This window comes from Rhizobium sp. AB2/73 (genome assembly GCF_020871915.1).
Lineage (GTDB): Bacteria > Pseudomonadota > Alphaproteobacteria > Rhizobiales > Rhizobiaceae > Rhizobium > Rhizobium dioscoreae.
Window position 1 is genome coordinate 758,712 of sequence record NZ_CP067071.1, and the last position, 20,780, is coordinate 779,491.

The 20,780-nt window shown below is 58.7% G+C and carries 21 protein-coding genes and 1 tRNA gene; 18 read left to right on the forward strand and 4 right to left on the reverse strand.

Going from position 1 to position 20,780, the window contains the following annotated elements; translation table 11 throughout:
• Nucleotides 1-61 precede the first annotated feature (61 nt).
• Nucleotides 62-151 (forward strand) — tRNA-Ser (locus I8E17_RS03835).
• A 72-nt stretch (nucleotides 152-223) separates the two neighbouring features.
• Here the strand turns inward: I8E17_RS03835 and I8E17_RS03840 are convergent.
• The gene (locus I8E17_RS03840; protein ID WP_069616133.1) at nucleotides 224-1,138 is read right to left on the reverse strand and encodes a LysR family transcriptional regulator; all 915 of its coding nucleotides are present in this window, start codon (nucleotides 1,136-1,138) and stop codon (nucleotides 224-226) included.
• A gap of 118 nt (nucleotides 1,139-1,256) precedes the next feature.
• Here I8E17_RS03840 and I8E17_RS03845 point away from each other — a divergent pair, with 118 nt between their 5' ends.
• From I8E17_RS03845 to I8E17_RS03860, 4 genes are all read left to right on the forward strand, one after another.
• Nucleotides 1,257-1,985 (forward strand): SDR family oxidoreductase, encoded by a 729-nt coding sequence (locus I8E17_RS03845; protein ID WP_069616134.1) that lies wholly within the window; start codon nucleotides 1,257-1,259, stop codon nucleotides 1,983-1,985.
• A 68-nt stretch (nucleotides 1,986-2,053) separates the two neighbouring features.
• Entirely contained in the window at nucleotides 2,054-2,305 is a 252-nt protein-coding gene (locus I8E17_RS03850) for an Atu4866 domain-containing protein (RefSeq protein ID WP_069616316.1), read from the forward strand.
• A gap of 541 nt (nucleotides 2,306-2,846) precedes the next feature.
• Nucleotides 2,847-3,908, forward strand: coding sequence for a porin (locus I8E17_RS03855; RefSeq protein ID WP_069616135.1), 1,062 nt, complete (start codon nucleotides 2,847-2,849; stop codon nucleotides 3,906-3,908).
• A 448-nt stretch (nucleotides 3,909-4,356) separates the two neighbouring features.
• Nucleotides 4,357-5,424 (forward strand): porin, encoded by a 1,068-nt coding sequence (locus tag I8E17_RS03860; RefSeq protein WP_069616136.1) that lies wholly within the window; start codon nucleotides 4,357-4,359, stop codon nucleotides 5,422-5,424.
• A gap of 124 nt (nucleotides 5,425-5,548) precedes the next feature.
• Here I8E17_RS03860 and I8E17_RS03865 read toward each other — a convergent pair whose 3' ends face one another.
• Both I8E17_RS03865 and I8E17_RS03870 read right to left on the reverse strand, forming a co-directional pair.
• On the reverse strand, nucleotides 5,549-6,442 hold the full coding sequence (locus tag I8E17_RS03865) for an alpha/beta hydrolase (RefSeq protein WP_069616137.1): 894 nt from the start codon (nucleotides 6,440-6,442) through the stop codon (nucleotides 5,549-5,551).
• A 129-nt stretch (nucleotides 6,443-6,571) separates the two neighbouring features.
• The gene (locus tag I8E17_RS03870; protein WP_069616138.1) at nucleotides 6,572-8,623 is read right to left on the reverse strand and encodes a lytic transglycosylase domain-containing protein; all 2,052 of its coding nucleotides are present in this window, start codon (nucleotides 8,621-8,623) and stop codon (nucleotides 6,572-6,574) included.
• Between the two features lie 217 nt (nucleotides 8,624-8,840).
• Between I8E17_RS03870 and dapA the strand changes: the two genes are divergently transcribed.
• The gene (gene dapA, locus I8E17_RS03875; RefSeq protein WP_069616139.1) at nucleotides 8,841-9,725 is read left to right on the forward strand and encodes a 4-hydroxy-tetrahydrodipicolinate synthase; all 885 of its coding nucleotides are present in this window, start codon (nucleotides 8,841-8,843) and stop codon (nucleotides 9,723-9,725) included.
• A 127-nt stretch (nucleotides 9,726-9,852) separates the two neighbouring features.
• The gene (gene smpB, locus I8E17_RS03880) at nucleotides 9,853-10,332 is read left to right on the forward strand and encodes an SsrA-binding protein SmpB (protein ID WP_069616140.1); all 480 of its coding nucleotides are present in this window, start codon (nucleotides 9,853-9,855) and stop codon (nucleotides 10,330-10,332) included.
• Between the two features lie 299 nt (nucleotides 10,333-10,631).
• Here the strand turns inward: smpB and I8E17_RS03885 are convergent, their stop codons facing one another.
• Nucleotides 10,632-11,216, reverse strand: a complete 585-nt coding sequence (locus I8E17_RS03885; protein ID WP_069616141.1) for an NYN domain-containing protein — start codon at nucleotides 11,214-11,216, stop codon at nucleotides 10,632-10,634.
• A 311-nt stretch (nucleotides 11,217-11,527) separates the two neighbouring features.
• Between I8E17_RS03885 and rpoZ the strand changes: the two genes are divergently transcribed.
• From rpoZ to recO, 11 genes are all read left to right on the forward strand, one after another.
• Nucleotides 11,528-11,926, forward strand: coding sequence for a DNA-directed RNA polymerase subunit omega (gene rpoZ / locus I8E17_RS03890; protein WP_069616142.1), 399 nt, complete (start codon nucleotides 11,528-11,530; stop codon nucleotides 11,924-11,926).
• A 100-nt stretch (nucleotides 11,927-12,026) separates the two neighbouring features.
• Nucleotides 12,027-14,249 (forward strand): bifunctional (p)ppGpp synthetase/guanosine-3',5'-bis(diphosphate) 3'-pyrophosphohydrolase, encoded by a 2,223-nt coding sequence (locus tag I8E17_RS03895; protein WP_069616143.1) that lies wholly within the window; start codon nucleotides 12,027-12,029, stop codon nucleotides 14,247-14,249.
• Between the two features lie 192 nt (nucleotides 14,250-14,441).
• The gene (locus I8E17_RS03900; RefSeq protein ID WP_015339295.1) at nucleotides 14,442-14,591 is read left to right on the forward strand and encodes a DUF3563 family protein; all 150 of its coding nucleotides are present in this window, start codon (nucleotides 14,442-14,444) and stop codon (nucleotides 14,589-14,591) included.
• A 221-nt stretch (nucleotides 14,592-14,812) separates the two neighbouring features.
• Complete coding sequence (locus I8E17_RS03905; protein WP_069616144.1) at nucleotides 14,813-15,400, forward strand: DUF2062 domain-containing protein; 588 nt, start codon at nucleotides 14,813-14,815, stop codon at nucleotides 15,398-15,400.
• Nucleotides 15,401-15,439: 39 nt separating this feature from the next.
• The gene (acpS, locus tag I8E17_RS03910; RefSeq protein WP_015339297.1) at nucleotides 15,440-15,844 is read left to right on the forward strand and encodes a holo-ACP synthase; all 405 of its coding nucleotides are present in this window, start codon (nucleotides 15,440-15,442) and stop codon (nucleotides 15,842-15,844) included.
• A gap of 114 nt (nucleotides 15,845-15,958) precedes the next feature.
• Entirely contained in the window at nucleotides 15,959-16,705 is a 747-nt protein-coding gene (gene lepB, locus I8E17_RS03915) for a signal peptidase I (RefSeq protein ID WP_069616145.1), read from the forward strand.
• A complete protein-coding gene (gene rnc / locus I8E17_RS03920) occupies nucleotides 16,702-17,421 on the forward strand; it encodes a ribonuclease III (RefSeq protein WP_069616146.1) in 720 nt (239 codons plus the stop codon). The genes lepB and rnc overlap by 4 nt, the downstream gene beginning before the upstream one ends.
• A 20-nt stretch (nucleotides 17,422-17,441) precedes the next feature.
• Entirely contained in the window at nucleotides 17,442-18,386 is a 945-nt protein-coding gene (gene era / locus I8E17_RS03925) for a GTPase Era (RefSeq protein WP_069616147.1), read from the forward strand.
• 87 nt (nucleotides 18,387-18,473) lie between these two features.
• Nucleotides 18,474-19,226, forward strand: a complete 753-nt coding sequence (locus I8E17_RS03930) for a Crp/Fnr family transcriptional regulator (RefSeq protein WP_069616317.1) — start codon at nucleotides 18,474-18,476, stop codon at nucleotides 19,224-19,226.
• 219 nt (nucleotides 19,227-19,445) lie between these two features.
• Nucleotides 19,446-19,928, forward strand: coding sequence for a response regulator (locus I8E17_RS03935; protein ID WP_229002074.1), 483 nt, complete (start codon nucleotides 19,446-19,448; stop codon nucleotides 19,926-19,928).
• Nucleotides 19,929-19,986: 58 nt separating this feature from the next.
• On the forward strand, nucleotides 19,987-20,766 hold the full coding sequence (gene recO, locus I8E17_RS03940) for a DNA repair protein RecO (protein WP_069616149.1): 780 nt from the start codon (nucleotides 19,987-19,989) through the stop codon (nucleotides 20,764-20,766).
• Nucleotides 20,767-20,780 lie beyond the last annotated feature (14 nt).

The following is a 20,780-nucleotide window of genomic DNA, read 5'->3' on the forward strand; positions in this document are numbered from 1 at the left end:
CGTACACAAGCGCGAAAAAGCGCTTGCGTCGATAAATGAATGGCCCTATCAGGGCCGCACCGGAGAGGTGGCCGAGTGGTCGAAGGCGCTCCCCTGCTAAGGGAGTATACCAGAAATGGTATCGTGGGTTCGAATCCCATCTTCTCCGCCATTTTCCCGATTATCCTACCCTACAGATGACGGTCCGCGATCTTGGCGCTGCCAAACCGGACAAGGCCAATTATTATCGGGAGTTTCGGCCCGCAAAGCCTTCGTAGCGCTTCAGATATGCTATCAGCGCCCTAAGCTTCGGAGCCATGTTCCGTCGATTGGGATAGTAGAGGTAGAAGCCAGGGAAATAGGGACAATATTCCTCCAGGATCGGCACCAGTTCGTTTCTGCCGATGAAGGCGCGAAAACTTTCCTCCATCCCGAATGTGATTCCCGCCCCGGCGACAGCCAGCTTGATCATCACGCCCATGTCATTCGTCGTCACCTCCGGTGTGACCTCCACCCGGAATTCCTTGCCCTCTTCCGCAAATTCCCAGCGGTAGGGGACAGCTTTCGGTGCGGGGCGCCAGCCTATGCATCGGTGCATGGAGAGTTCTTTCGGATGCGTGGGGATGCCGAATCGGTCGCGATAGGCGGGCGAACAGACGGCCAGTTGCCGCTCGTTGCCGGCGATGGGTACGGCAATCATATCCTGATCGATGACCTCGCCAAGCCGGACGCCGGCGTCGTAGCCTTCCGAGACGATGTCGAATTCCTCGTCGGTGACGGTGATGTCGAGCTGGATTTCGGGATTGGCGGCCGCAAAGCCCGCTAGAAAATCGCCGGAGAGAAATCGCTCCGCGATCGATGAAACGGTGAGCCGTAATTGACCGCCGGGCCGCGTCCGCAATGCGTCCGTCTTTTCCATCGCGGTGCGTATGTCCGATACCGCCGGCTCTACGTCCGCATAAAGCCGTTCACCAGCCTCTGTCAGGCTGACGCTGCGGGTTGTGCGCTGCAGCAGCGCGATGCCCATGCTCTCCTCCAGTCGCCGGATCGTCTGGCTGACTGCCGACCGGGTGACGCCGAGCCTGTCGGCAGCGGCGCGAAAATTGCGCTCTTGGGCGACGAGAATGAAGACGGAGAGAGCGTTGAGATCAGGCCACATTGGTAACTATTGCTTTCCAAGCTGTCACTGCATGGATGGCTTATCACGACAATGAGGCTCTGTATCCTCCCTGTAGCGGTTCCAGGAGAGAATCGTTCACATAGCAAGGAGTGATCGTATGCCTATCGATAAAGTCATTGTCATCACGGGTGCCTCCAGCGGCATCGGTGCGGGCATCGCCCGCGAACTCGCTTCCGCCGGCGCAAGGGTCATGTTGGGCGCCAGGCGCATCGATAGATTGGAAGCATTGGCGGCCGAGATTCGAGAAATGGGTGGCACGGTCATGACCCGCCGGCTCGACGTCACCGACAGGGCTGACGTAGCTGCCTTTGCACAGGCGGCACGCCTGGCCTGGGGCGGCGTCGATGTGATTGTCAACAATGCCGGCATCATGCCGCTTTCCCTGATGGCTTCGATGAAAGTCGAGGAATGGGACAGAATGGTCGACGTCAATATCAAGGGCGTGCTTCACGGCGTTGCGGCTGTCCTGCCTGAAATGACGGCGCGTGGCTCCGGTCACATCATCAATATCGCCTCCATCGGGGCGCTGGCCGTCTCTCCGACCGCCGCCGTCTATTGCGCGACCAAATATGCCGTTCGGGCGATCTCCGACGGGCTGCGCCAGGAATGCCGCGATATCCGGGTCACCTGCATCCATCCAGGCGTCGTCGAGAGCGAGCTGGCGGATACGATCACCGACCCGGTGGCGGCCGAAGCGATGAGATCCTATCGGGCCGTCGCGCTAACGCCCGATGCCATCGGTCGCGCGGTACGCTTCGCCGTCGAGCAGCCCGATGATGTCGATGTCAATGAGATCGTCGTTCGCCCGACGCGGGCGGCACATTGATTCGCGCTCTCTTTGTTATCACCCTGTCCGGCGTCGTATTCGCGCCGCCCGCACTTTCCGAGGATCGAATCGAAATGAAGACACCGATACAAGCTTACGTCGGCATGTGGACGACGACCGACAATCATATCCGCCATGAACTCCTGCCAAACGGCCGATATATCGAAGCGCGGGGAAGCCGTGAGCGTGCCTATCAGGGGCGCTACGTGGTGACGGGGGATCATATCGACTATTGGGACGATACCGGTTTCACCGCCAATGGCGATTTCATCGATGGTGTGCTTCATCACGCCGGAATGATCCTCTATCGAAGGAAATGACGATATAGGGCGATCTCTAGTCATTGGCGGCTCGGCCTTGCTCGATGCCTACACGTCGTAGTCGAATCGGCCATTTCGAGGAATCACCCCGTCCTTGCGTCGTTTTGGGACGAGGGCCTGGCCCGCCAGTGGCTGTCGATCCTGGGTGGATCGGCGAGGCAAGCGTCATACAGAGCTTACCAAACCCAGCAAAATCCGCCGGTTAGCCATGGAAAGGCCATTCGAATGCCTTTTTCCAATCGGCGAGGACCATTTTCACCGCGCGCGTAAGTGCCGGTAGATTAAGGAGTTTCTTAATGAAGTCTAAATAATTGCGGCCGCCGTGTTGCTGACTTGTGTCCTTTCGGCAACAGGACCTGCGGAAGGCTTACGCAAATCCCCTGTTCCGCGAAAATGTCGATTGCGTGACAGTGCACGTCTTGTATTTTCACTCTCGGAAGCGAGGGCGATTGATCGTCCACTTCTTGAAACACGAGGATGGGACAGGGAATACCTTCGGGTAGTTCTCATTCTCGAGATAAAACTTTGACTGGAGGTCAATATGAACATCAAGAGCCTTCTTCTCGGCTCCGCTGCTGCACTCGTAGCAGTATCCGGTGCTCATGCGGCTGACGCTATCGTCGCTGCTGAGCCGGAGCCGCTCGAATACGTCCGTATCTGCGATGCATTCGGTGCTGGTTACTTCTTCATTCCGGGCACGGAAACCTGCCTCAAGATCGGCGGTAAGGTTCGTACCGAAGGTCAGTGGTACGACGCCTACAACCCGAACTCTCGTCTGGGCACGCTCTGGCACACCCGTGCTGAGTTGAACGTCAACACCGCGACCGACACCGAATACGGTCCGCTGAAGACGGAAACCATCATTCGTTGGGACTGGAACGACGGCAACGCCACCAGGACCAACCTGCTGTGGGCTTACATCAGCCTCGGCGGCTTCACGGTTGGTAAGACGGACTCGCAGTTCAACGTCTTCACCGGCTACGCCGGCGACGTCATCAACGACGACGTGGTCTATGACGGCCCGTACGAACTGAACCAGATCACCTACAACTACGACGCCGGCAACGGCTTCACGGCTGTGATCTCGCTCGAAGACAGCAACTCGGGCGTTGGTGCTACCGGTTCCAACGGCGAAGACAGCTCCGACCACTATGCTCCTGACGTTGTCGCAGGTGTTGGCTACAAGGCTGGCGCATGGGGCTTCAAGGTCGTCGGCGGTTACGACTCGATCGTTGAAGAAGGCGCTGTCAAGGCTCGTGTTGACGCCGACTTCGGCGCATTCTCGGCCTTCTTGATGGGCGGCTGGAACACCGATGGCGACAAGCTCAACAAGTACGCTGGTTCGAACGGCGCTGGCGATGCTGCCGGTATCGGCTGGGGTGACTGGGCTGTTTGGGGCGGCGTTGGCGTTCCGATCAACGAAAAGCTGAAGTGGAACCTCCAGCTCGCCTACACCGACTCGAAGATCTTTGCCGCCACGACGAACGTCAAGTGGAACCCGGTCAAGAACCTGCTCATCGAGCCGGAAGTCTCCTACACCAACTGGGACTCCATCAATCAGGACCAGTGGGCTGGTATCCTCCGCTTCGAGCGCACCTTCTAATCTGATCTGACCTCGGTCATTTAAGATTGTTCACTACGATGATGGAAAGCCCGGCGAATAGCTGGGCTTTCTTTATTTGAGAATATCGATAATTAGAGTTCAGTCTTGAGGGCGTTCTATGCTCTTTTTCGGCGCGATCGACCCGTGGTTGCGTATATCTTCCAAGTAATCTGAAGTAGTTTTCGGCTACTAACGTGTCAGTAGTATGACAGTTTTGCGACGTGATTTTTGTGCAACGCACACGTTTGAAACCGCCGTCACAATTGTTCATAGTTTATCTCTGATATTGCTCTGAAAAAAACGATCTGTAGGTTCCAAATCGGAAGCGAGACTTAGCGTCTTGGTTCTCCCAGATCAGGGGTCAACTTTTAAAACCAGGTGGGGTAGGGCGCGTCGATTTTCTCGGCGTGAATTGTCATACCTAATCGATATTGGAACTGGAGTTACTATGAACATCAAGAGCCTTCTTCTCGGCTCCGCTGCTGCGCTGGCAGCAGCATCCGGTGCTCACGCGGCTGACGCGATCGTCGCTGCTGAGCCGGAGCCGCTGGAATACGTCCGCATCTGCGATGCCTATGGCGCTGGCTACTTCTTCATCCCGGGCACCGAAACCTGCCTCAAGATCGGTGGCCGCGTCCGTACCGAAGGCGGCTGGTACAACGCCTACAAGGCTGGCCAGGACGCAGGTGCCCGTGGTACCTATTGGCATACCCGCGCCGAACTCTCTCTCGACACTGCCACCGACACCGAATACGGCCCGCTGAAGACCAACACCGTTGTTCGTTGGGACTGGAATGACGGCAACGCCACCACGACCAAGCTGCTTTGGGCCAACATCAGCCTCGGCGGCTTCCTCGTCGGTAAGGCCGATTCGGTCTACTCGACCTTCCTCGGCTATGCCGGCGACGTCATTAACGACGACGTGATCGAATACGGCATCAATAACACCGACGAACTGAACCAGATCACCTACAAGTATGACGCCGGCAACGGCTTCACGGCTGTGATCTCGCTGGAAGATTCCAATTCCGGCACGGGCGCGACCGGTGCAAACGGCGAAGACAGCTCCGACCACTACGCTCCGGACGTCGTTGCCGGTGTTGGCTACAAGGCCGGCGCTTGGCAGTTCCGCGTTGTTGGCGGCTATGACTCCATCGTTGAAGAAGGCGCGGTTAAGGCTCGCGTCGATGCCGACTTCGGCGTTCTCACCGCTTTCGTTATGGGCGGCTGGAACACTGATGGCGACAAGCTCAACAAGTATGCCGGCGCTGGCGGTGCTGGTCTCGGTTGGGGTGACTGGGCTGTCTGGGGCGGCGTTGGCGTTCCGATCAACGACAAGCTGAAGTGGAACCTGCAGCTCGCCTACGACGATCTGAAGACTTTCGCCGCGACGACGAACGTCAAGTTCAACCCCGTCAAGGATCTGCTGATCGAGCCGGAAGTGACCTACGTCAACTACGACGCCGTCAACAAGGACACTTGGGCAGGTATCCTGCGCTTCCAGCGCACCTTCTAATTCGTTCGCCGAACAAGTTTGATAAATCTTCTGGTCAGACCTCCGATCGGAAGAGGAAAGGCCCGGTCTCCCAACCGGGCCTTTTGCCTTGGGCGGATGTCCAATCGTGCGCGGGTGCCTGTTGTCAGAACTCCGAGATGAAATGCCGGATCGCATCCGGAACATCGCCCAAATGTAAAATCGGGGCATGTCCTTGTCCTCTCGCGATCTTGACGGCCATTCCCGGGTGGCGGCTTGCCATCTCGTCCGTCGTGGTCTGTGTCAAAAGCTTCGAATTCTCCCCGCGAATCACCATCAGCGGAATATCTTGAAACGCTTGGAATTGCGGCCAGAGGTCTGGAATCGGCGCCTCCAGGTCGAGTGCCTGCATCTGCGCTGCGATGGCGGGATCGTAATCGGCAATCGGCTTGCCGTCGCGAAAGGCATAGATTGCCCGTGCCATGTCCTGCCAATCCTCCTCGTCGAGCGCGCCAAAGGCGCTGCCATGGTTCTCCCGAAGGATCTCGATCGCCTCGTCCCAATTGGCGGGTTTCTTGTCCCGGTTGAGATAATCGCGGATATCCGCCAATCCGATCTTCTCGAGGACTGGACCGATATCGTTGAGAATCACCGCTTTGAGGATATCGGGCCGGCTGGCCGCTAGCATATGAAGGACCAGGCCGCCGCGCGAGGTGCCGATGAAGATGGCCTGATGAATCCCGAGCGCAGCGCAAACAGCGAGGACATCTTGCCCTTCCACGATGAGATTGTAGTGAGATTTGTCCTCATCCCATTCGGATGCCCCGCGCCCGCGGGCATCGAGCGTGATCACCCTGCGCTGGGCTACCGGATCCTGTGACAGAAGCAGCGCCAGTTGATGAAAGTCCCGCGAGTTGCGTGTCAGGCCGGGCAGGCAGAAGACGGGTGTTCTGGCCTTCGTGGTCGTCTCGTCACCGGCATAGTCCCGCACATGGAGCTTCAGGCCATCTTCGGCTGCGATCGTTCTGACAAGAAAACCGCTTTCGTCGTCGCTGCGCATGCGTCATCCCTCGTGCTCTGGCTATTACGAGGGATGTAACGTCATTTCCGTAGCCTTCACAACTGAGGTTGTTGGCTGAAGCATATCGTCGCGCAAGGCCGGGCGGCGGCTTTGCGATAGTGATCGGGCCTAGCCGCGGCCGTAAACCAGATCGTGTACGATGTCGGTCTTCTGTCCCAGCCGGGCCTTGTAGACCTGATAGTTTTCCATCACACGCTGCACGTAGTTGCGGGTCTCGGGGAAGGGGATGCGCTCGATCCAATCGATCACATCGTCGAGCGATTTGCCGCGCGGGTCGCCATAGCGGCTGATCCATTCCGGCACCTTGTTCGGCCCTGCATTGTAAGCGATGAAGGTCAGAATGTAGGAGCCGCCGAAGGTGTCGATCTGCTCGCCGAGGTAGTGAGCGCCAAGCGTGGCATTGTAGCCCGCATCCTGCGTCAGCTTGTCGGCCGAAAAGGTCATGCCGTGCCGGCCGGCAACCGCCTTTGCCGTCTTCGGCAGCAGCTGCAGCAGGCCTCGGGCATTGGCAGAGGAAACGGCGGCCGGATTGAAGGCGCTCTCCTGCCGGGCAATGGCATAGGCTAGCGCTTTGCCGGAGCCGGAAATATTCGCATTGTCCGGAATGACGCCGATCGGGAAGGCGAGTGCAGCAACGTCGATGCCGCGCCCATAGGCGATCTTGCCGATCTGCAGCGAAAGCTGGTGATTGCCGGAACGCTCCGCGCGGGCGGCCAGCATGGCGACTTCGCCGGGACTATCCAGCTGTTTCGCGAGCGCACGATAGAGCGCATCGGCACGCCATCCGTGCCCTGCGGCCTCAAGCCGCGAAATCGCCTGTACCGCCTCGCGTCCCTGGAAGCGCTGGCGATCCGTTGCCGAGGGCGAGGGATAGGTGACGTTGAGGGTGCGGCGACCAAGCTTCTCGGCGGCAAGCTGGCCGTAGAAGGTGCTCGGATAGGAGGCGGCCTTCGCGTAGAAATCGGCAGCCTTGCCCGGGCCGCCCGCTTCGGCGGCGCGGCCGAGCCAATACCAGCCACGCGATTGCGAGATCGGGCCGTTCGAGACCTGCAGGATCCTGCGGAAATGGGCTGACGCGTTTGCGCCATCCTGCAGGCCGCGCAGAGCGTACCAGCCGGCATGGAATTCGGCCTCGCCGACATCCTGCGGGCTTTCCGCAACGCTGGCGTCGACGACGCGGTAGGCGGCCTTGAACTCACCCTGATCCACCAGGCCGCGGCTGACGATGCGCTGCTCGGCCCACCATGCGCCGGGGCTGACAAGCACGCTGCGGTCTTTGGGCATTTGCGCCAGAAGATTGGCGGCATCGTCATATTTGTTCTGACGACGCAGGTTTTCGATCCGCATGAAGAGATAGGCGGGGTCCTTGCGCCATTGCGCGTCGATGGCTGCGATCAGCGCATCGGCCTTCGGCGAGCGATCATTGACCGCCGCCCACGCCTTGTAGAGCGATTGCGCTTTGCCGAGATCGCCGAAGCGTTTGGCCTGCGCGGTCCGGTCGCGGTAAAGCAGATAATCCATGCGCGCCTTGTGATCGGCAGGCGAAAGCAGGCTGGGGAATTCCGCAAGGATCTTGTCTTCGAGAGGCTTGTCCAATGGCTCATCGCGCCAGATCTTGCGGATCAGCTTTCCGGCCTGTGCCGACGCGCCGCGTGCCATAAGAGCACGCGAGAGGATGATGCTGCCCTCCACGGTTTCCGGCTGCGAGCTGCCGAAGGCGGCAAGGACTTGATCCGTTGCCGGATTTTCCATGTAGAGCGCCCGCTCGGAATTGGCGCGCAGGCTGCCGAGGCCCGGCCAGCCTTGAAGCTCGCGGGCGGCGGCGGCAATCTCGCCGGAGGGAATGCCCGGTTGGCCCGAAGTCGCGATTGCCCAGGTCAGGATATGGCGATCGAGCGTGCCTTCACCCATGCCGTTGCGGATGGCGAGCGCCTGCATCGGGTTCTTGTTGGAAAGGGCGTCGAGGCCTGCTTTCAGGTCTCCGCTCACCGGCGCGATGGTGCCGCCACGCGGGATCGCGGCCGTGCTCATGGGGTCCGGCGCCATGGCGACATAGGCGTTGGCGCTCGTCGGTATCTGCTGGCCGGGAAGTTGCGAGGCAACCGCGCCCCAGGCGACCGCCAAGCCCAAGGCGGTCCAGATCATGACTGGTCTCTTCATCCGGCTACTCACAAAACAAACAGGCCCCTTCCATTTGCCAAATGCTATGTTAACGAAACCTTACCGGTGGTCCGAATTTCAATCAATTATGATATCGGAAACTGCCCTTTACCATTCAAAGCGTGCTTGTCGCCGTCAAGCCGGCGCTTTATGGTGCGCGGATTCATAACCATGGATTGCGGCTGAAGCATGAATGCCGCGCCGCTAGGAGACTTGCATGTTCCAGGGATCCATTCCCGCTCTCGTTACGCCCTTTACTGACGCCGGCAAGGTGGACGAGGCATCCTTCGCCTCGCATGTCGATTGGCAGATAAAAGAGGGCAGCAAGGGACTGGTGCCGGTGGGTACGACGGGTGAATCTCCCACCCTCTCGCATGATGAACACAAGCGCGTCGTCGAGCTCTGCATCGAGATCGCCAACAAGCGCGTACCGGTGATGGCGGGCGCCGGCTCGAACAACACGCGCGAGGCGATCGAGCTGGCGCAGCATGCCGAAAAGGTCGGCGCCGATGCGGTGCTGGTCGTGACACCCTATTACAACAAGCCGACGCAGAAGGGCCTCTACGCGCATTTCGCCGCGGTTGCGGAAGCCGTGAAGCTGCCGATCTATATCTACAACATTCCGGGACGCTCCGTTGTCGACATGACGCCGGAGACGATGGGCGCGCTCGCCAAGGCCTACGCCAATATCGTCGGTGTGAAGGATGCGACCGGCAAGATCGAGCGCGTCTCCGAGCAACGCATCAGCTGCGGCCGCGATTTCCGTCAGCTGTCCGGTGAAGATGCGACGGCGCTCGGCTTCAACGCCCATGGTGGCGTCGGCTGCATCTCGGTGACGGCCAATGTTGCGCCGCGCCTTTGCGCCGAAATGCAGGCTGCGACCCTTGCAGGCGATTATGCCAAGGCGCTCGAATATCAGGATCGCCTGATGCCTCTGCACAAGGCGATCTTCCTCGAACCCGGTCTCTGCGGCGCCAAGTACGGTCTTTCGCGTCTTGGCCGCATGAGCCGCAACGTGCGCTCGCCGCTCCTGTCGACCCTGGAACCGGGCACGGAGGCAGCGATCGACGCGGCCATGCGCCATGCCGGTCTCCTGAACTAACGGCGTCACAGGCGCGTTGCCGAAACTCTGCCGGACCGCTCTCTTCACAAGGAGGGCGGTCTCGCTTATTTAGGGGACAGGCGCGCGTTCGGCCGCTGCCGGAATGACGCAGAAAAGAAGAAGAATCATGGCACCCAAAGGCAGCCAGCGTGTGGTGAAGAAGATTGTGGCGGAGAACCGCAAGGCACGCTTCAACTATGAGATCATCGATACTTATGAAGCAGGGCTCGTGCTGAAGGGCACCGAGGTCAAGTCGCTGCGCGAAGGCAAGGCGAACATTGCAGAGTCCTACGCTTCGGACGAGGATGGCGAGATCTGGCTGATCAACTCCTATCTGCCGGAATATCTGCAGGCGAACCGCTTCAATCACGAGCCGCGCCGCCGCCGCAAGCTGCTGCTTTCCAGCCGCGAAATCGGCCGGCTGCGCTCGGCCATCAATCGCGAAGGCATGACGCTCGTGCCGCTGAAAATCTACTTCAACGACAGCGGCCGCGCCAAGCTGGAACTGGCTCTTGCCAAGGGCAAGAAGCTGCATGACAAGCGCGAGTCCGAGAAGGAGCGCGATTGGAACAGGCAGAAGAGCCGCCTGCTCAAGGACAATGGGTGAGGGTGAGAAGCGGTCGGGCAAAGCCCGAGCAATCGATCCAGTGAAGCGATTGCAGCGACGAACGCTCTGAGCCCTAGCGAAGGGCCGGCTGTTGCGGCAAATACGAAACGCTTACCGGCGTCTACAACCATCCCTGCGCAACCACAGCTGCGCGTCAATCGATTGCAGCGACGAACGCCCCTTCGGCAGGCTCAGGATGCCCTAGCGAAGGGCCGGTGGCCGCGGCAACAACAACCGTTTCCGCTGCGCGCAATTACTCTCCGGCGGCCAGCGAACCTGTCAGATGCAGCCAGTCCTAATTATTCTTCGTCATCCGAAGCGGCCGGTGTCGGTTCGGCGGGACGTTGTGGACGCTCGGAAGCCTCGCGGCCGATTTCGGCCTTCAGCGATACGAGATCGATGAAATGATCGGCCTGACGGCGCAGATCGTCGGCGATCATCGGCGGCTGGGTCGCCATGGTCGAGATGACCGATACCTTGCGTCCGCGACGCTGGAGAGCTTCAACGAGGGTCGTGAAATCACCGTCGCCGGAAAAGATCACCAGATGATCGACGGTTTCGGACTGCTCCATGGCATCAATCGCCAGCTCGATATCCATATTGCCCTTGATCTTTCGGCGTCCCATGGAATCGGTGAATTCCTTGGCCGGCTTGGTAATGACCTTGTAGCCGTTGTAATCGAGCCAATCGATCAGCGGCCGGATAGAGGAATATTCCTGGTCTTCGATGAGGGCGGTGTAATAATAGGCGCGCAGCAGATAGCCGCGTTTCTGAAATGCTTTCAGGAGCTTCCGGTAGTCGATATCGAAGCCGAGGCTCTTGGATGCAGCGTAGAGATTGGCGCCGTCTATAAAGAGTGCAATTTTTTCGCGTGGGTCAAACATCTCTTGCGTATCCACTGTTATAAAAACGTAATCACTTCATTCAAACACAAGCTAAAACAATGCCTTGTAGGGCCTTGCAGAATAATTCGTATTACTTTATGAATTATTCATATAGCCCAGATTTAGGGCACGCAATGCGATATTCCAAGCAACCCAAGGTGGAAATCATCGTTTGTCGGGGGGAATTTTAGCACTTTCCGGAAGGGTGCAAAGGCGCTGAAACAGGAAAAACTTGAATTTGCCATCGTTTGCTTGTATCGGCGTGCTACTCCGAGACATGATGACGACATCACGACCGCAAAGGACAGGCAATGGCCCGTGTCACAGTAGAAGATTGCATTGATAAAGTAGAGAACCGGTTCGAGCTCGTGCTGCTCGCCAGCCATCGCGCCCGCCTGATTTCGCAGGGCTCGTCGATCACCATCGATCGCGACAACGACAAGAACCCTGTTGTTGCTCTGCGTGAAATCGCCGACGAGACGCTGTCGCCGGACGATCTCAAGGAAGATCTCATCCATTCGCTGCAGAAGCATGTCGAAGTGGATGAGCCTGAGCCCGATCCCGCAAGCCTGCTCGCCGCCGGCGCTTCCGCCTCCAGCGACGAGGAAGAAGATCTGCCGGAAACTGTTACGTTCGATCAGATGTCGGAAGAAGAGCTTCTGGCCGGTATCGAAGGTCTGGTTCCGCCGGAAAAAAGCGACGATTACTGATCGTCGATCTTGATGCTCCCGGCGGGAGCGATATGATGAGGAAATGCGTGCGCCGGTCATATGACTGGCGCGCTTTTGTTTTTGCTGGAGTAGCTTTGGAATGATGCGGCAATACGAGCTTGTTGAGCGCGTGCAGAAATACAAGCCCGATGCCAACGAAGCTCTCCTCAACAAAGCCTATGTTTATGCGATGCAGAAGCATGGCCAGCAGAAACGTGCCAGCGGCGACCCCTATATTTCCCATCCTCTCGAAGTTGCTGCGATACTGACGGATATGCGCCTGGATGAATCGACCATCGCGGTCGCTCTTCTCCACGACACGATCGAGGATACGACCGCGACGCGCGCCGAAATCGATGAGATGTTCGGCGAAGACATCGGTCGCCTGGTGGAGGGCCTGACGAAGATCAAGAAGCTGGATCTCGTCACCAAGAAGGCCAAGCAGGCCGAAAACCTGCGCAAACTGCTGCTCGCCATTTCCGACGACGTGCGCGTGCTTCTGGTGAAGCTTGCCGACCGCCTGCACAATATGCGCACGCTCGATCACATGTCGCCGGAAAAGCGCGCCCGCATCTCCGAGGAGACGATGGAAATCTATGCGCCGCTTGCCGGCCGCATGGGTATGCAGGACATGCGCGAGGAACTGGAGGAACTCTCCTTCCGCCATATCAATCCCGAAGCGCACGAGACGGTCACCAAGCGCCTTGAGGAGCTTTCGCGCCGTAACGAGGGCTTGGTCAAGAAGATCGAGACCGAGCTGCGCGATCTGCTCGTCGCCAATGGCCTGGCCAACGCCATGGTCAAGGGCCGGCTGAAAAAGCCCTATTCGGTCTTTCGCAAGATGCAGTCGAAGTCGCTCTCCTTCGAGCAGCTTTCCGATGTCTACGGCTTTCGCCTTCTGGTCGACGATATTCCCTCCTGCTATCGGGCGCTCGGCATCGTCCATACCCGCTGGCGCGTCGTTCCCGGCCGCTTCAAGGATTATATCTCGACGCCCAAGCAGAATGATTACCGCTCGCTGCACACGACAATCGTCGGCCCTTCGAGCCAGCGCATCGAACTGCAGATCCGCACCAAGCGCATGCATGAGATCGCCGAATTCGGCATTGCCGCCCACACGCTTTATAAGGATGGCGCCAACACCAATGGCGATAGCGAGCTCCTGTCGAGGGAAAGCAATGCCTATTCCTGGCTGCGCCATACGATCGAGGCGTTGGCCGAAGGCGACAGCCCTGAAGAATTCCTAGAGCACACGAAGCTCGAACTGTTTCAGGACCAGGTCTTCTGTTTCACGCCCAAGGGCAAGCTGATCGCCCTGCCGCGCGGCGCGACGCCGATCGACTTTGCCTATGCCGTCCACACCAATATCGGTGACACCACGGTTGGCGCCAAGATCAACGGCCGCATCATGCCGCTCGTCACGCGGCTGAACAATGGCGATGAGGTCGAGATCATCCGCTCGGGCGTGCAGGTGCCACCGGCCGCCTGGGAAGAGATCGTCGTCACCGGCAAGGCGCGCGCCGCTATTCGCCGCGCAACCCGCCTTGCCATCCGCAAGCAATATGCCGGCCTCGGCCATCGCATTCTGGAGCGCACCTTCGAGCGCGCCGGCAAGGTCTTCTCGCGCGATGCCCTGAAGCCGGCCCTGCATCGCCTCGGCCAGAAGGACGTCGAGGACGCGATCGCCGCCGTCGGGCGAGGGGAGATGTCTTCGCTTGATGTCTTGCGCGCCGTCTATCCCGATCATCAGGACGAACGCGTGACCGTGAAGCCCGCAGGCGACGAGGGCTGGTTCAACGTCCGCAGCGCCTCGGGCATGATCTTCAAGATCCCCGGCAAGAACAAGGCTGAGGTTTCCGACGGCACCGATCTCGATGCGCCGCCGATCCGCGGCATCTCCTCGAACGTCGAGGTGCATTTCGCGCCGACCGGCGCCGTCCCCGGCGACCGCATCGTCGGCATCATGGAAAAAGGCAAGGGCATCACCATATATCCGATCCAGTCGCCTGTCCTGCAGCGGTTCGATGACGAGCCGGAGCGCTGGATCGATGTGCGCTGGGATTTGGACGAGGCCAACAAGTCCCGCTTTGCGGCCCGCATCCTGATCAATGCCCTCAATGAGCCGGGCACCCTGGCGAAGGTGGCGCAAACCGTGGCGGATGTCGACGTCAATATTCGCGTGCTTAACACCGTTCGGGTTGCAGCCGATTTCACCGAAATGGCCCTCGACGTCGAAGTCTGGGATCTGCGCCAGCTCAACCAGCTTCTGGTGCAGCTCAAGGAACTCGACTGTATCGCGACAGTAAAGCGCCTCTACGAATGAGATCCGCCGGGATTGCTGGCGATCCGAGGCAGGCTGCATATTTTGTGATCATTTTATGACCAAATTCGAGCGCTTTTTTGGGTAGATATGCATTGAGCGCATGGCTGTATATATTTTAGAGCGGTGGTAATTAACCTTTGTCAGGCCTATCTTCTTGTCATCGAAGAAACGAAACTGAGATGAGAGAAGACAATGTTTAGCCCGATCAAGAAAATCGCCCGTGCCTTGCGTGTTCCGAGTGTTGAAGAACGCGAAATGGCTTACCTGAATGGTTCGCATGACCGTTTTGACCTTGAGTATCGTCAGCGTCAGGTCGACCGCGGTCTGTTCCGCACGCGTTAATCGCTGTTAATACTTGAAAGACCAGAAGGGGCGCGTCGTTGTTGCGCCCTTGGAGCATCCCGATCTTGCGGGATTGCTTACTGCAAATGAAGAGAGCGTCAATTTTCTGCGCGCCGTGCAGATGACGTTCCCAAAAAGAGCCGCACTTTCGGTTCTTAATCAGTGCATGATACATTCGGCCGCTCTTGTCACGACGGCCTCCATTGCACTAGATAAGCCGCATGCTGTTTCGTCGCCGAAAACCACTGACATTCAAGGAAAAACTGCGGGAACACCTTTGGCCCCGCAAGGGTTTCGTCCGTTCGTTCCAATATTTCGGTAAGCGCCTCGTTCGCCTCGCCGCCTCGCCGCATTCAGTTGCGGCCGGCTTTGCGGCGGGCATTGTCGTGTCCTGGACGCCGTTCATCGGTGTGCATTTTGTCATGGCGATCATCATAGCCTATCTCGTCGGTGGCAATGTCATTGCCTCCGCGCTCGGCTGTCTGGCTGCCGGCAATCCGATTACCTATCCCTTCATCTGGGCTTTGACCTGGGAAATCGGTCATTTGATCCTGGCGCGTGACAGCGGCGGCCAGGGCGGCAGCATCGATCTGCCGGCGCTGTGGCACAAGGGCGATCTCACGCAAATCTGGGACCCGGTTTTGAAGCCGATGCTGATCGGCGGCATTCCGCCCGCCATCGTGACGGGTGTGATCGTCTATGCGCTTACCTATTATGGTGTGAAGACCTTCAAGACGCGCCGCAAGGAGCGCTTGATGGAACGTGCGCGCGAGCGGCTCGCGCTCGCCGAAAACGCATCGAGCGTCTGACGTGCCCGACCTTGTCCGGGCCGCCAGGAGGGCCTTCCCATGATTATCGGCATAGGCAGCGACCTTATCGACATTCGCCGGGTCGAGAAGACGATCGAACGTTTCGGCGCCCGGTTCACCGAGCGCTGCTTTACCGATATTGAGCGCGCCAAGTCCGAGCGCCGCAAGAACAAGGCGGCCTCCTATGCCAAGCGTTTTGCTGCCAAGGAAGCTTGCTCCAAGGCTTTGGGCACGGGGTTGGCGCAGGGTGTTTTCTGGCGCGACATGGGGGTCGTCAATCTGCCAAGCGGCAAGCCGACGATGCAATTGACCGGCGGTGCCGCTGAAAGAGTGGCGGCCATGCTGCCACCAAATCATCGCGCCGCCATTCATTTGACGATAACGGATGATTTTCCTCTTGCTCAGGCTTTTGTGATCATCGAAGCGCTGCCGATGGATGCCTGAATCACGACTGTATGTCGCTTTTGGCAACCGCGCCATTGCCGCGATGATGTGAAGCGAGTAGACAGTGCCTGAATGCAAGTGCGCCGGTGGGGTGCGAAAAAGGAATAAGACTGCGTGTCCGAGAAAGCCGTAAAACAGCAGAACGCCCTGTGGGAGAACATCAAGGTCATCGTACAGGCGCTCGTCCTGGCCATGATCATCCGCACGTTTCTCTTTCAGCCATTCACCATCCCGTCAGGCTCGATGATGCCGACGCTTCTTGTCGGCGATTACATCTTCGTCAACAAGTTCGCCTACGGCTATTCCAAGTATTCGATGCCGTTCTCGCCGGATCTGTTCAGCGGCCGCATCCTGGGCAGCGAACCGAAGCGTGGCGACGTCGTGGTCTTCCGCTTCCCGCCGAATCCGGATGTCGACTACATCAAGCGTGTGATCGGTCTGCCGGGCGACCGCATCCAGGTGAAGAACGATATCCTCTACATCAACGGTCAGGCCGTTCCGCGCGAGCCGCATGGCACCTTCTCCTCGGACTACAGCCAGGAGCCGGGCGACAACATCGCCGTCTACAGCGAGCGCCTGCCTGATACCGGCAAGGTCTATGACACGCTGGATCTTTCGCCGAATTCGCGTGGCGACAATACCCAGGAATATGTCGTTCCGCCGGGCCATTACTTCATGATGGGCGACAATCGCGACAATTCCGACGATAGCCGTTTCGATGTCGGCTATGTCCCTGCCGAGAACCTGATCGGCCGCGCCAGCATCATCTTCTTCTCGCTGGGTCACGACACCTCGTTCCGCGAAGTCTGGAAATGGCCGACCAACATGCGTTGGGACCGTATTTTCAAGGTTGTCGAATGACGAAGGCGCAGACGCTCTCCCAGGCGGATCGTGCCAGGCTTGAGGTCGTTATAGGCCATGAATTCGCCGAAAAGGAGCGTCTCGACCGCGCGCTGACCCATGCCAGCGCGCGGACGCACAAGACGGGCAACTATGAACGGCTGGAATTTCTCGGCGACCGTGTTCTCGGCCTGTGCATTGCAGAATTGCTTTTCAAGACCTTCGGCGCGGCGACAGAAGGCGAGCTTTCGGTACGTCTCAACCAGCTGGTGAGTGCGGAGACCTGCGCCGAAGTTGCCGATGAGATGGAGTTGCATCTTTACATCCGCACTGGTGCCGACGTGAAGAAGCTCACGGGCAAGCGCATGCTCAACGTGCGCGCCGATGTCGTCGAAAGCCTGATTGCCGCGCTTTATCTGGATGGCGGCCTTGAAGTCGCCCGCGCGTTCATCCTGCGTTTCTGGGAGCGCCGGGCTATTCGGCCGGAAGGCGCAAGGCGCGATGCAAAAACGGAATTGCAGGAATGGGCGCATGCGAAATTTGGCGTCACTCCGATCTATAGGGTTGATGATCGCAGCGGACCGGATCATGATCCGCGCTTTACAGTGACCGTGGAAGTCAAGGGTACCGCGCCCGAAACGGGAATAGAGCGCTCCAAACGTGCGGCCGAACAGATGGCGGCGACACGGATCCTGGAGCGCGAAGGTGTATGGCAGCCTCAGTTGACTGAGAAGTGACTGCCGGGGAATAGTGATAAATGAGCAATCAGCAGCATACGCCCGCCGGAGACGACGCGGCTGAACATATCGGTCCGACGCATTCAGGCTTCGTCGCCCTTATCGGCCCCACCAATGCCGGCAAGTCGACGCTGGTCAACCGGCTTGTGGGCGCCAAGGTTTCGATCGTCAGCCACAAGGTGCAGACGACGCGCGCGATCGTGCGTGGCATTGCCATTCACAACAATGCGCAGATCGTCTTCATGGATACGCCCGGCATCTTCAAGCCGCGCCGCCGGCTGGATCGCGCCATGGTGACGTCTGCCTGGGGCGGAGCCAAGGATGCCGACCTCATCATGCTGTTGATCGATAGCGAGCGCGGCTTGCGTGGCGATGCCGAAGCCATTCTGGAAGGCTTGAAGGACGTTTCCCAGCCGAAGATCCTGGTTTTGAACAAGATCGACCGCGTCCGCCGCGAGGACCTGCTGGCGCTTGCCGCCGCCGCCAACGAGAAGATCGCCTTCGAGCAGACCTTCATGATCTCGGCGGAGAACGGCTCCGGCTGCGACGACGTGATGGATTATCTGGCAAAGACCTTGCCGGAAGGTCCCTGGTACTATCCCGAGGATCAGATTTCGGACCTGCCGATGCGTCAGCTCGCCGCGGAAATTACCCGGGAAAAGCTGTTCCTGCGCCTGCACCAGGAGCTTCCTTATTCCTCGCATGTCGAGACCGAGAAATGGGAGGAGCGCAAGGATGGCTCGGTGCGCATCGAACAGGTGATCTATGTCGAGCGCGAGAGCCAGAAAAAGATCGCGCTCGGCAAGGGTGGCGAGACGATCAAGGCGATCTCGACCGCGTCGCGCAAGGAACTCTCCGAAATTCTGGAACAGCCCGTGCACCTCTTCCTCTTCATCAAGGTCCGCGAAAACTGGGGAGACGATCCCGAGCGTTTCCGGGAGATGGGGCTCGATTTCCCGCATTGATGGAACTTTGCTTCCCTGAGCGCTTTATATTGCAGCGGTTTATCGGGCATATCGCTTTGCCGCTGCGACTGAGGGGAGCGTTTCATGATGAAGGCAGCCGCGACGGTGCATGGACAACGCACGCCCTGCCAGCAATGTCCACTAAGATCCCTGCCGCATTTCCGAGAATTCGAGCGCGACGAGCTGAATTTCATCAGCGGTTTCAAGAAGGGCGAACTTCTTGTCGACGCCGGGGCTACGATCTTTCTTGAAGGCGCGCATAGCGCCCACCTTTTCACCATCCTCTCCGGCTGGGGCTTCCGTTACAAGACGCTGGAGGATGGGCGCCGCCAAATCCTGAATTATGTGATGCCCGGCGACCTCATTGGATTGCAAGGTTCGATCATGGGCGAGATGCAGCACTCGACGGAGGCGCTTTCGCCGATATCGCTTTGCGTCTTCGAGCGCACGGAATTGATGACGCTCTACAATTCCCATCCTTCGCTGGCCTATGATCTGACCTGGATCGCGTCGCGTGAGGAGCGGATACTGGATGAACATCTTCTGAGCATAGGTCGCCGCTCCGCGCTCGAGCGTGCAGCCTATCTGATCGCGTATCTGCATCAGCGCGCCCGCGCACTCCGCTTGTTCAATGGCAGCAAGACCATCCCAATCCGGCAGCAGCACGTCGCCGACACACTTGGTCTTTCGGTGGTTCATACCAACAAGACATTGAAAAAGTTGGCGGCGCGGAAGCTGCTGCTCTGGAACGAACGAGGCTGTGAGGTTTTGGACAGCGAAGGCCTTGCTGAGCTCGCCGGTTGGGACGGCCTTGATTCGGTCAGGCGCCCCTTCATTTGAGGGCAGCCTTTTGCACAAACGACATGTCTTTTTTAAATGCTGACGACAACTGTATCAGCATAGATTATTGTTATCGTCACTTTTCGACCAGTTTCACCTTTTACTAACCGCGGCGGCAAAAGCGATTGGAGCATGGTGACGAGTCCATAGTCCCGCAGTGCAAAAAGTGCGAAGCGGATTGGAGGCGAAGTCATGTCACAAGAGACTGAGCCAAAACGGATGGGCAAAGCCATCCATTCAAGACGGGCCGATGATTGGCGCCGGAGGGATAGATGCGGGACTTTTTACGGGGTGCGCCAGTTGGCGCGTACGTGCAAGGATGGCGCTGATATGACGTTTCAGCGCGTCCTTATACTGGAAGATAATCTTATCATTGCCATGGAGGCGGAGGAAATTCTTCACCTCGTCGGAATCCAACAAATTGAGATTGCTTCGAATCTGGAGCAGGCGGTCAACGCCATTCATTCGGAACATTATGATTTTGCAATGCTCGACGTGAATCTTGGGGAGTCGACCAGTTTCGGCTTTGCCCGATTGCTGATGGAACGCGGCATTTCCTTCGGCTTCGTCAGCGGCTATTCCGATACACTCGATTTTCCGGCAGATCTGCGGCATGTGCCGCTTTTGAACAAGCCTTTCGACGAGCAATCCATGCGCCTCTTCGTCGAGACGCTGGCCGGCAGTTCCCCGCTCGCCATGTGACAGCGGCAGTCATTTGTCCTAAACTCGAATCGCAGAAATCTTTCGGGGCAACCGGCCGATGCAGTGGCAGGACCATGCGATCATTCTGGGCGTCAAACGTCTCGGCGAGACCAGCGTCGTCGCCGAGGTGATGACGCGTACCCGCGGTCGCCATATGGGATTGGTGCGATCCGGCCGCTCGCGCGCCATGCAGCCGGTACTGCAGGCCGGCAATCTCGTCGAAGTCACCTGGCGAGCAAGACTGCATGAGCATCTCGGCGAATTTCGCATGGAGCCGGTGACACTGAGGGCTGCGCGGCTGATGGAGACAGCGACCGCTGTCTATGGCGTGCAGGCGATGGCCGCTTTGCTGCGGCTGTTGCCGGAGCGCGATCCGCACCCGCACCTCTACGATGCCCTCGATGTCATCCTTGAAAACCTGCAGAATCCCGCCGACGCCGGCGAACTCTTCGTGCGCTTCGAGCTTGCCGTGTTGAATGATCTTGGTTTCGGCCTCGATTTGACGGAATGCGCGGCAACTGGCGTGCGTGAGGATCTGGCTTTCGTTTCGCCGAAGTCGGGGCGTGCCGTCTGCCGGGCAGCCGGCATGCCCTGGGCGGACAAGATGTTGGCATTGCCGCCGTTTCTGACGACAGGGGCCATGATCGCCGCGGATCGGGAAAGCCTTTCCGCCGCTTTCCGTCTCACTGGCTTCTTTTTGCATCGACACGTCTACGAACCGCGCGGCATAGAGATTGCCGCGGCGCGCGACGGCTTTATGCAAGCCGCGCTGAAGGCGGTTGCCGTCGCTTCGCTGAACGAGGGCATGGCATCCCCGGGCCTTGTCGCCAAAGGCTGAGCAGTAAAAGGCCT

Coding starts and splice junctions, on each gene's coding strand:
- recO (WP_069616149.1), top strand. CDS start 19,987: ATGCAGTGGCAGGACCATGCGATCATTCTGGGCGTCAAACGTCTCGGC.
- smpB (WP_069616140.1), top strand. CDS start 9,853: ATGGCACCCAAAGGCAGCCAGCGTGTGGTGAAGAAGATTGTGGCGGAG.
- I8E17_RS03860 (WP_069616136.1), top strand. CDS start 4,357: ATGAACATCAAGAGCCTTCTTCTCGGCTCCGCTGCTGCGCTGGCAGCA.
- I8E17_RS03930 (WP_069616317.1), top strand. CDS start 18,474: ATGAAGGCAGCCGCGACGGTGCATGGACAACGCACGCCCTGCCAGCAA.
- rnc (WP_069616146.1), top strand. CDS start 16,702: ATGACGAAGGCGCAGACGCTCTCCCAGGCGGATCGTGCCAGGCTTGAG.
- I8E17_RS03900 (WP_015339295.1), top strand. CDS start 14,442: ATGTTTAGCCCGATCAAGAAAATCGCCCGTGCCTTGCGTGTTCCGAGT.
- I8E17_RS03870 (WP_069616138.1), bottom strand. CDS start 8,623: ATGAAGAGACCAGTCATGATCTGGACCGCCTTGGGCTTGGCGGTCGCC.
- I8E17_RS03895 (WP_069616143.1), top strand. CDS start 12,027: ATGATGCGGCAATACGAGCTTGTTGAGCGCGTGCAGAAATACAAGCCC.
- I8E17_RS03865 (WP_069616137.1), bottom strand. CDS start 6,442: ATGCGCAGCGACGACGAAAGCGGTTTTCTTGTCAGAACGATCGCAGCC.
- rpoZ (WP_069616142.1), top strand. CDS start 11,528: ATGGCCCGTGTCACAGTAGAAGATTGCATTGATAAAGTAGAGAACCGG.
- I8E17_RS03840 (WP_069616133.1), bottom strand. CDS start 1,138: ATGTGGCCTGATCTCAACGCTCTCTCCGTCTTCATTCTCGTCGCCCAA.
- dapA (WP_069616139.1), top strand. CDS start 8,841: ATGTTCCAGGGATCCATTCCCGCTCTCGTTACGCCCTTTACTGACGCC.
- I8E17_RS03905 (WP_069616144.1), top strand. CDS start 14,813: ATGCTGTTTCGTCGCCGAAAACCACTGACATTCAAGGAAAAACTGCGG.
- era (WP_069616147.1), top strand. CDS start 17,442: ATGAGCAATCAGCAGCATACGCCCGCCGGAGACGACGCGGCTGAACAT.
- acpS (WP_015339297.1), top strand. CDS start 15,440: ATGATTATCGGCATAGGCAGCGACCTTATCGACATTCGCCGGGTCGAG.
- I8E17_RS03845 (WP_069616134.1), top strand. CDS start 1,257: ATGCCTATCGATAAAGTCATTGTCATCACGGGTGCCTCCAGCGGCATC.
- I8E17_RS03935 (WP_229002074.1), top strand. CDS start 19,446: ATGGGCAAAGCCATCCATTCAAGACGGGCCGATGATTGGCGCCGGAGG.
- I8E17_RS03885 (WP_069616141.1), bottom strand. CDS start 11,216: ATGTTTGACCCACGCGAAAAAATTGCACTCTTTATAGACGGCGCCAAT.
- I8E17_RS03855 (WP_069616135.1), top strand. CDS start 2,847: ATGAACATCAAGAGCCTTCTTCTCGGCTCCGCTGCTGCACTCGTAGCA.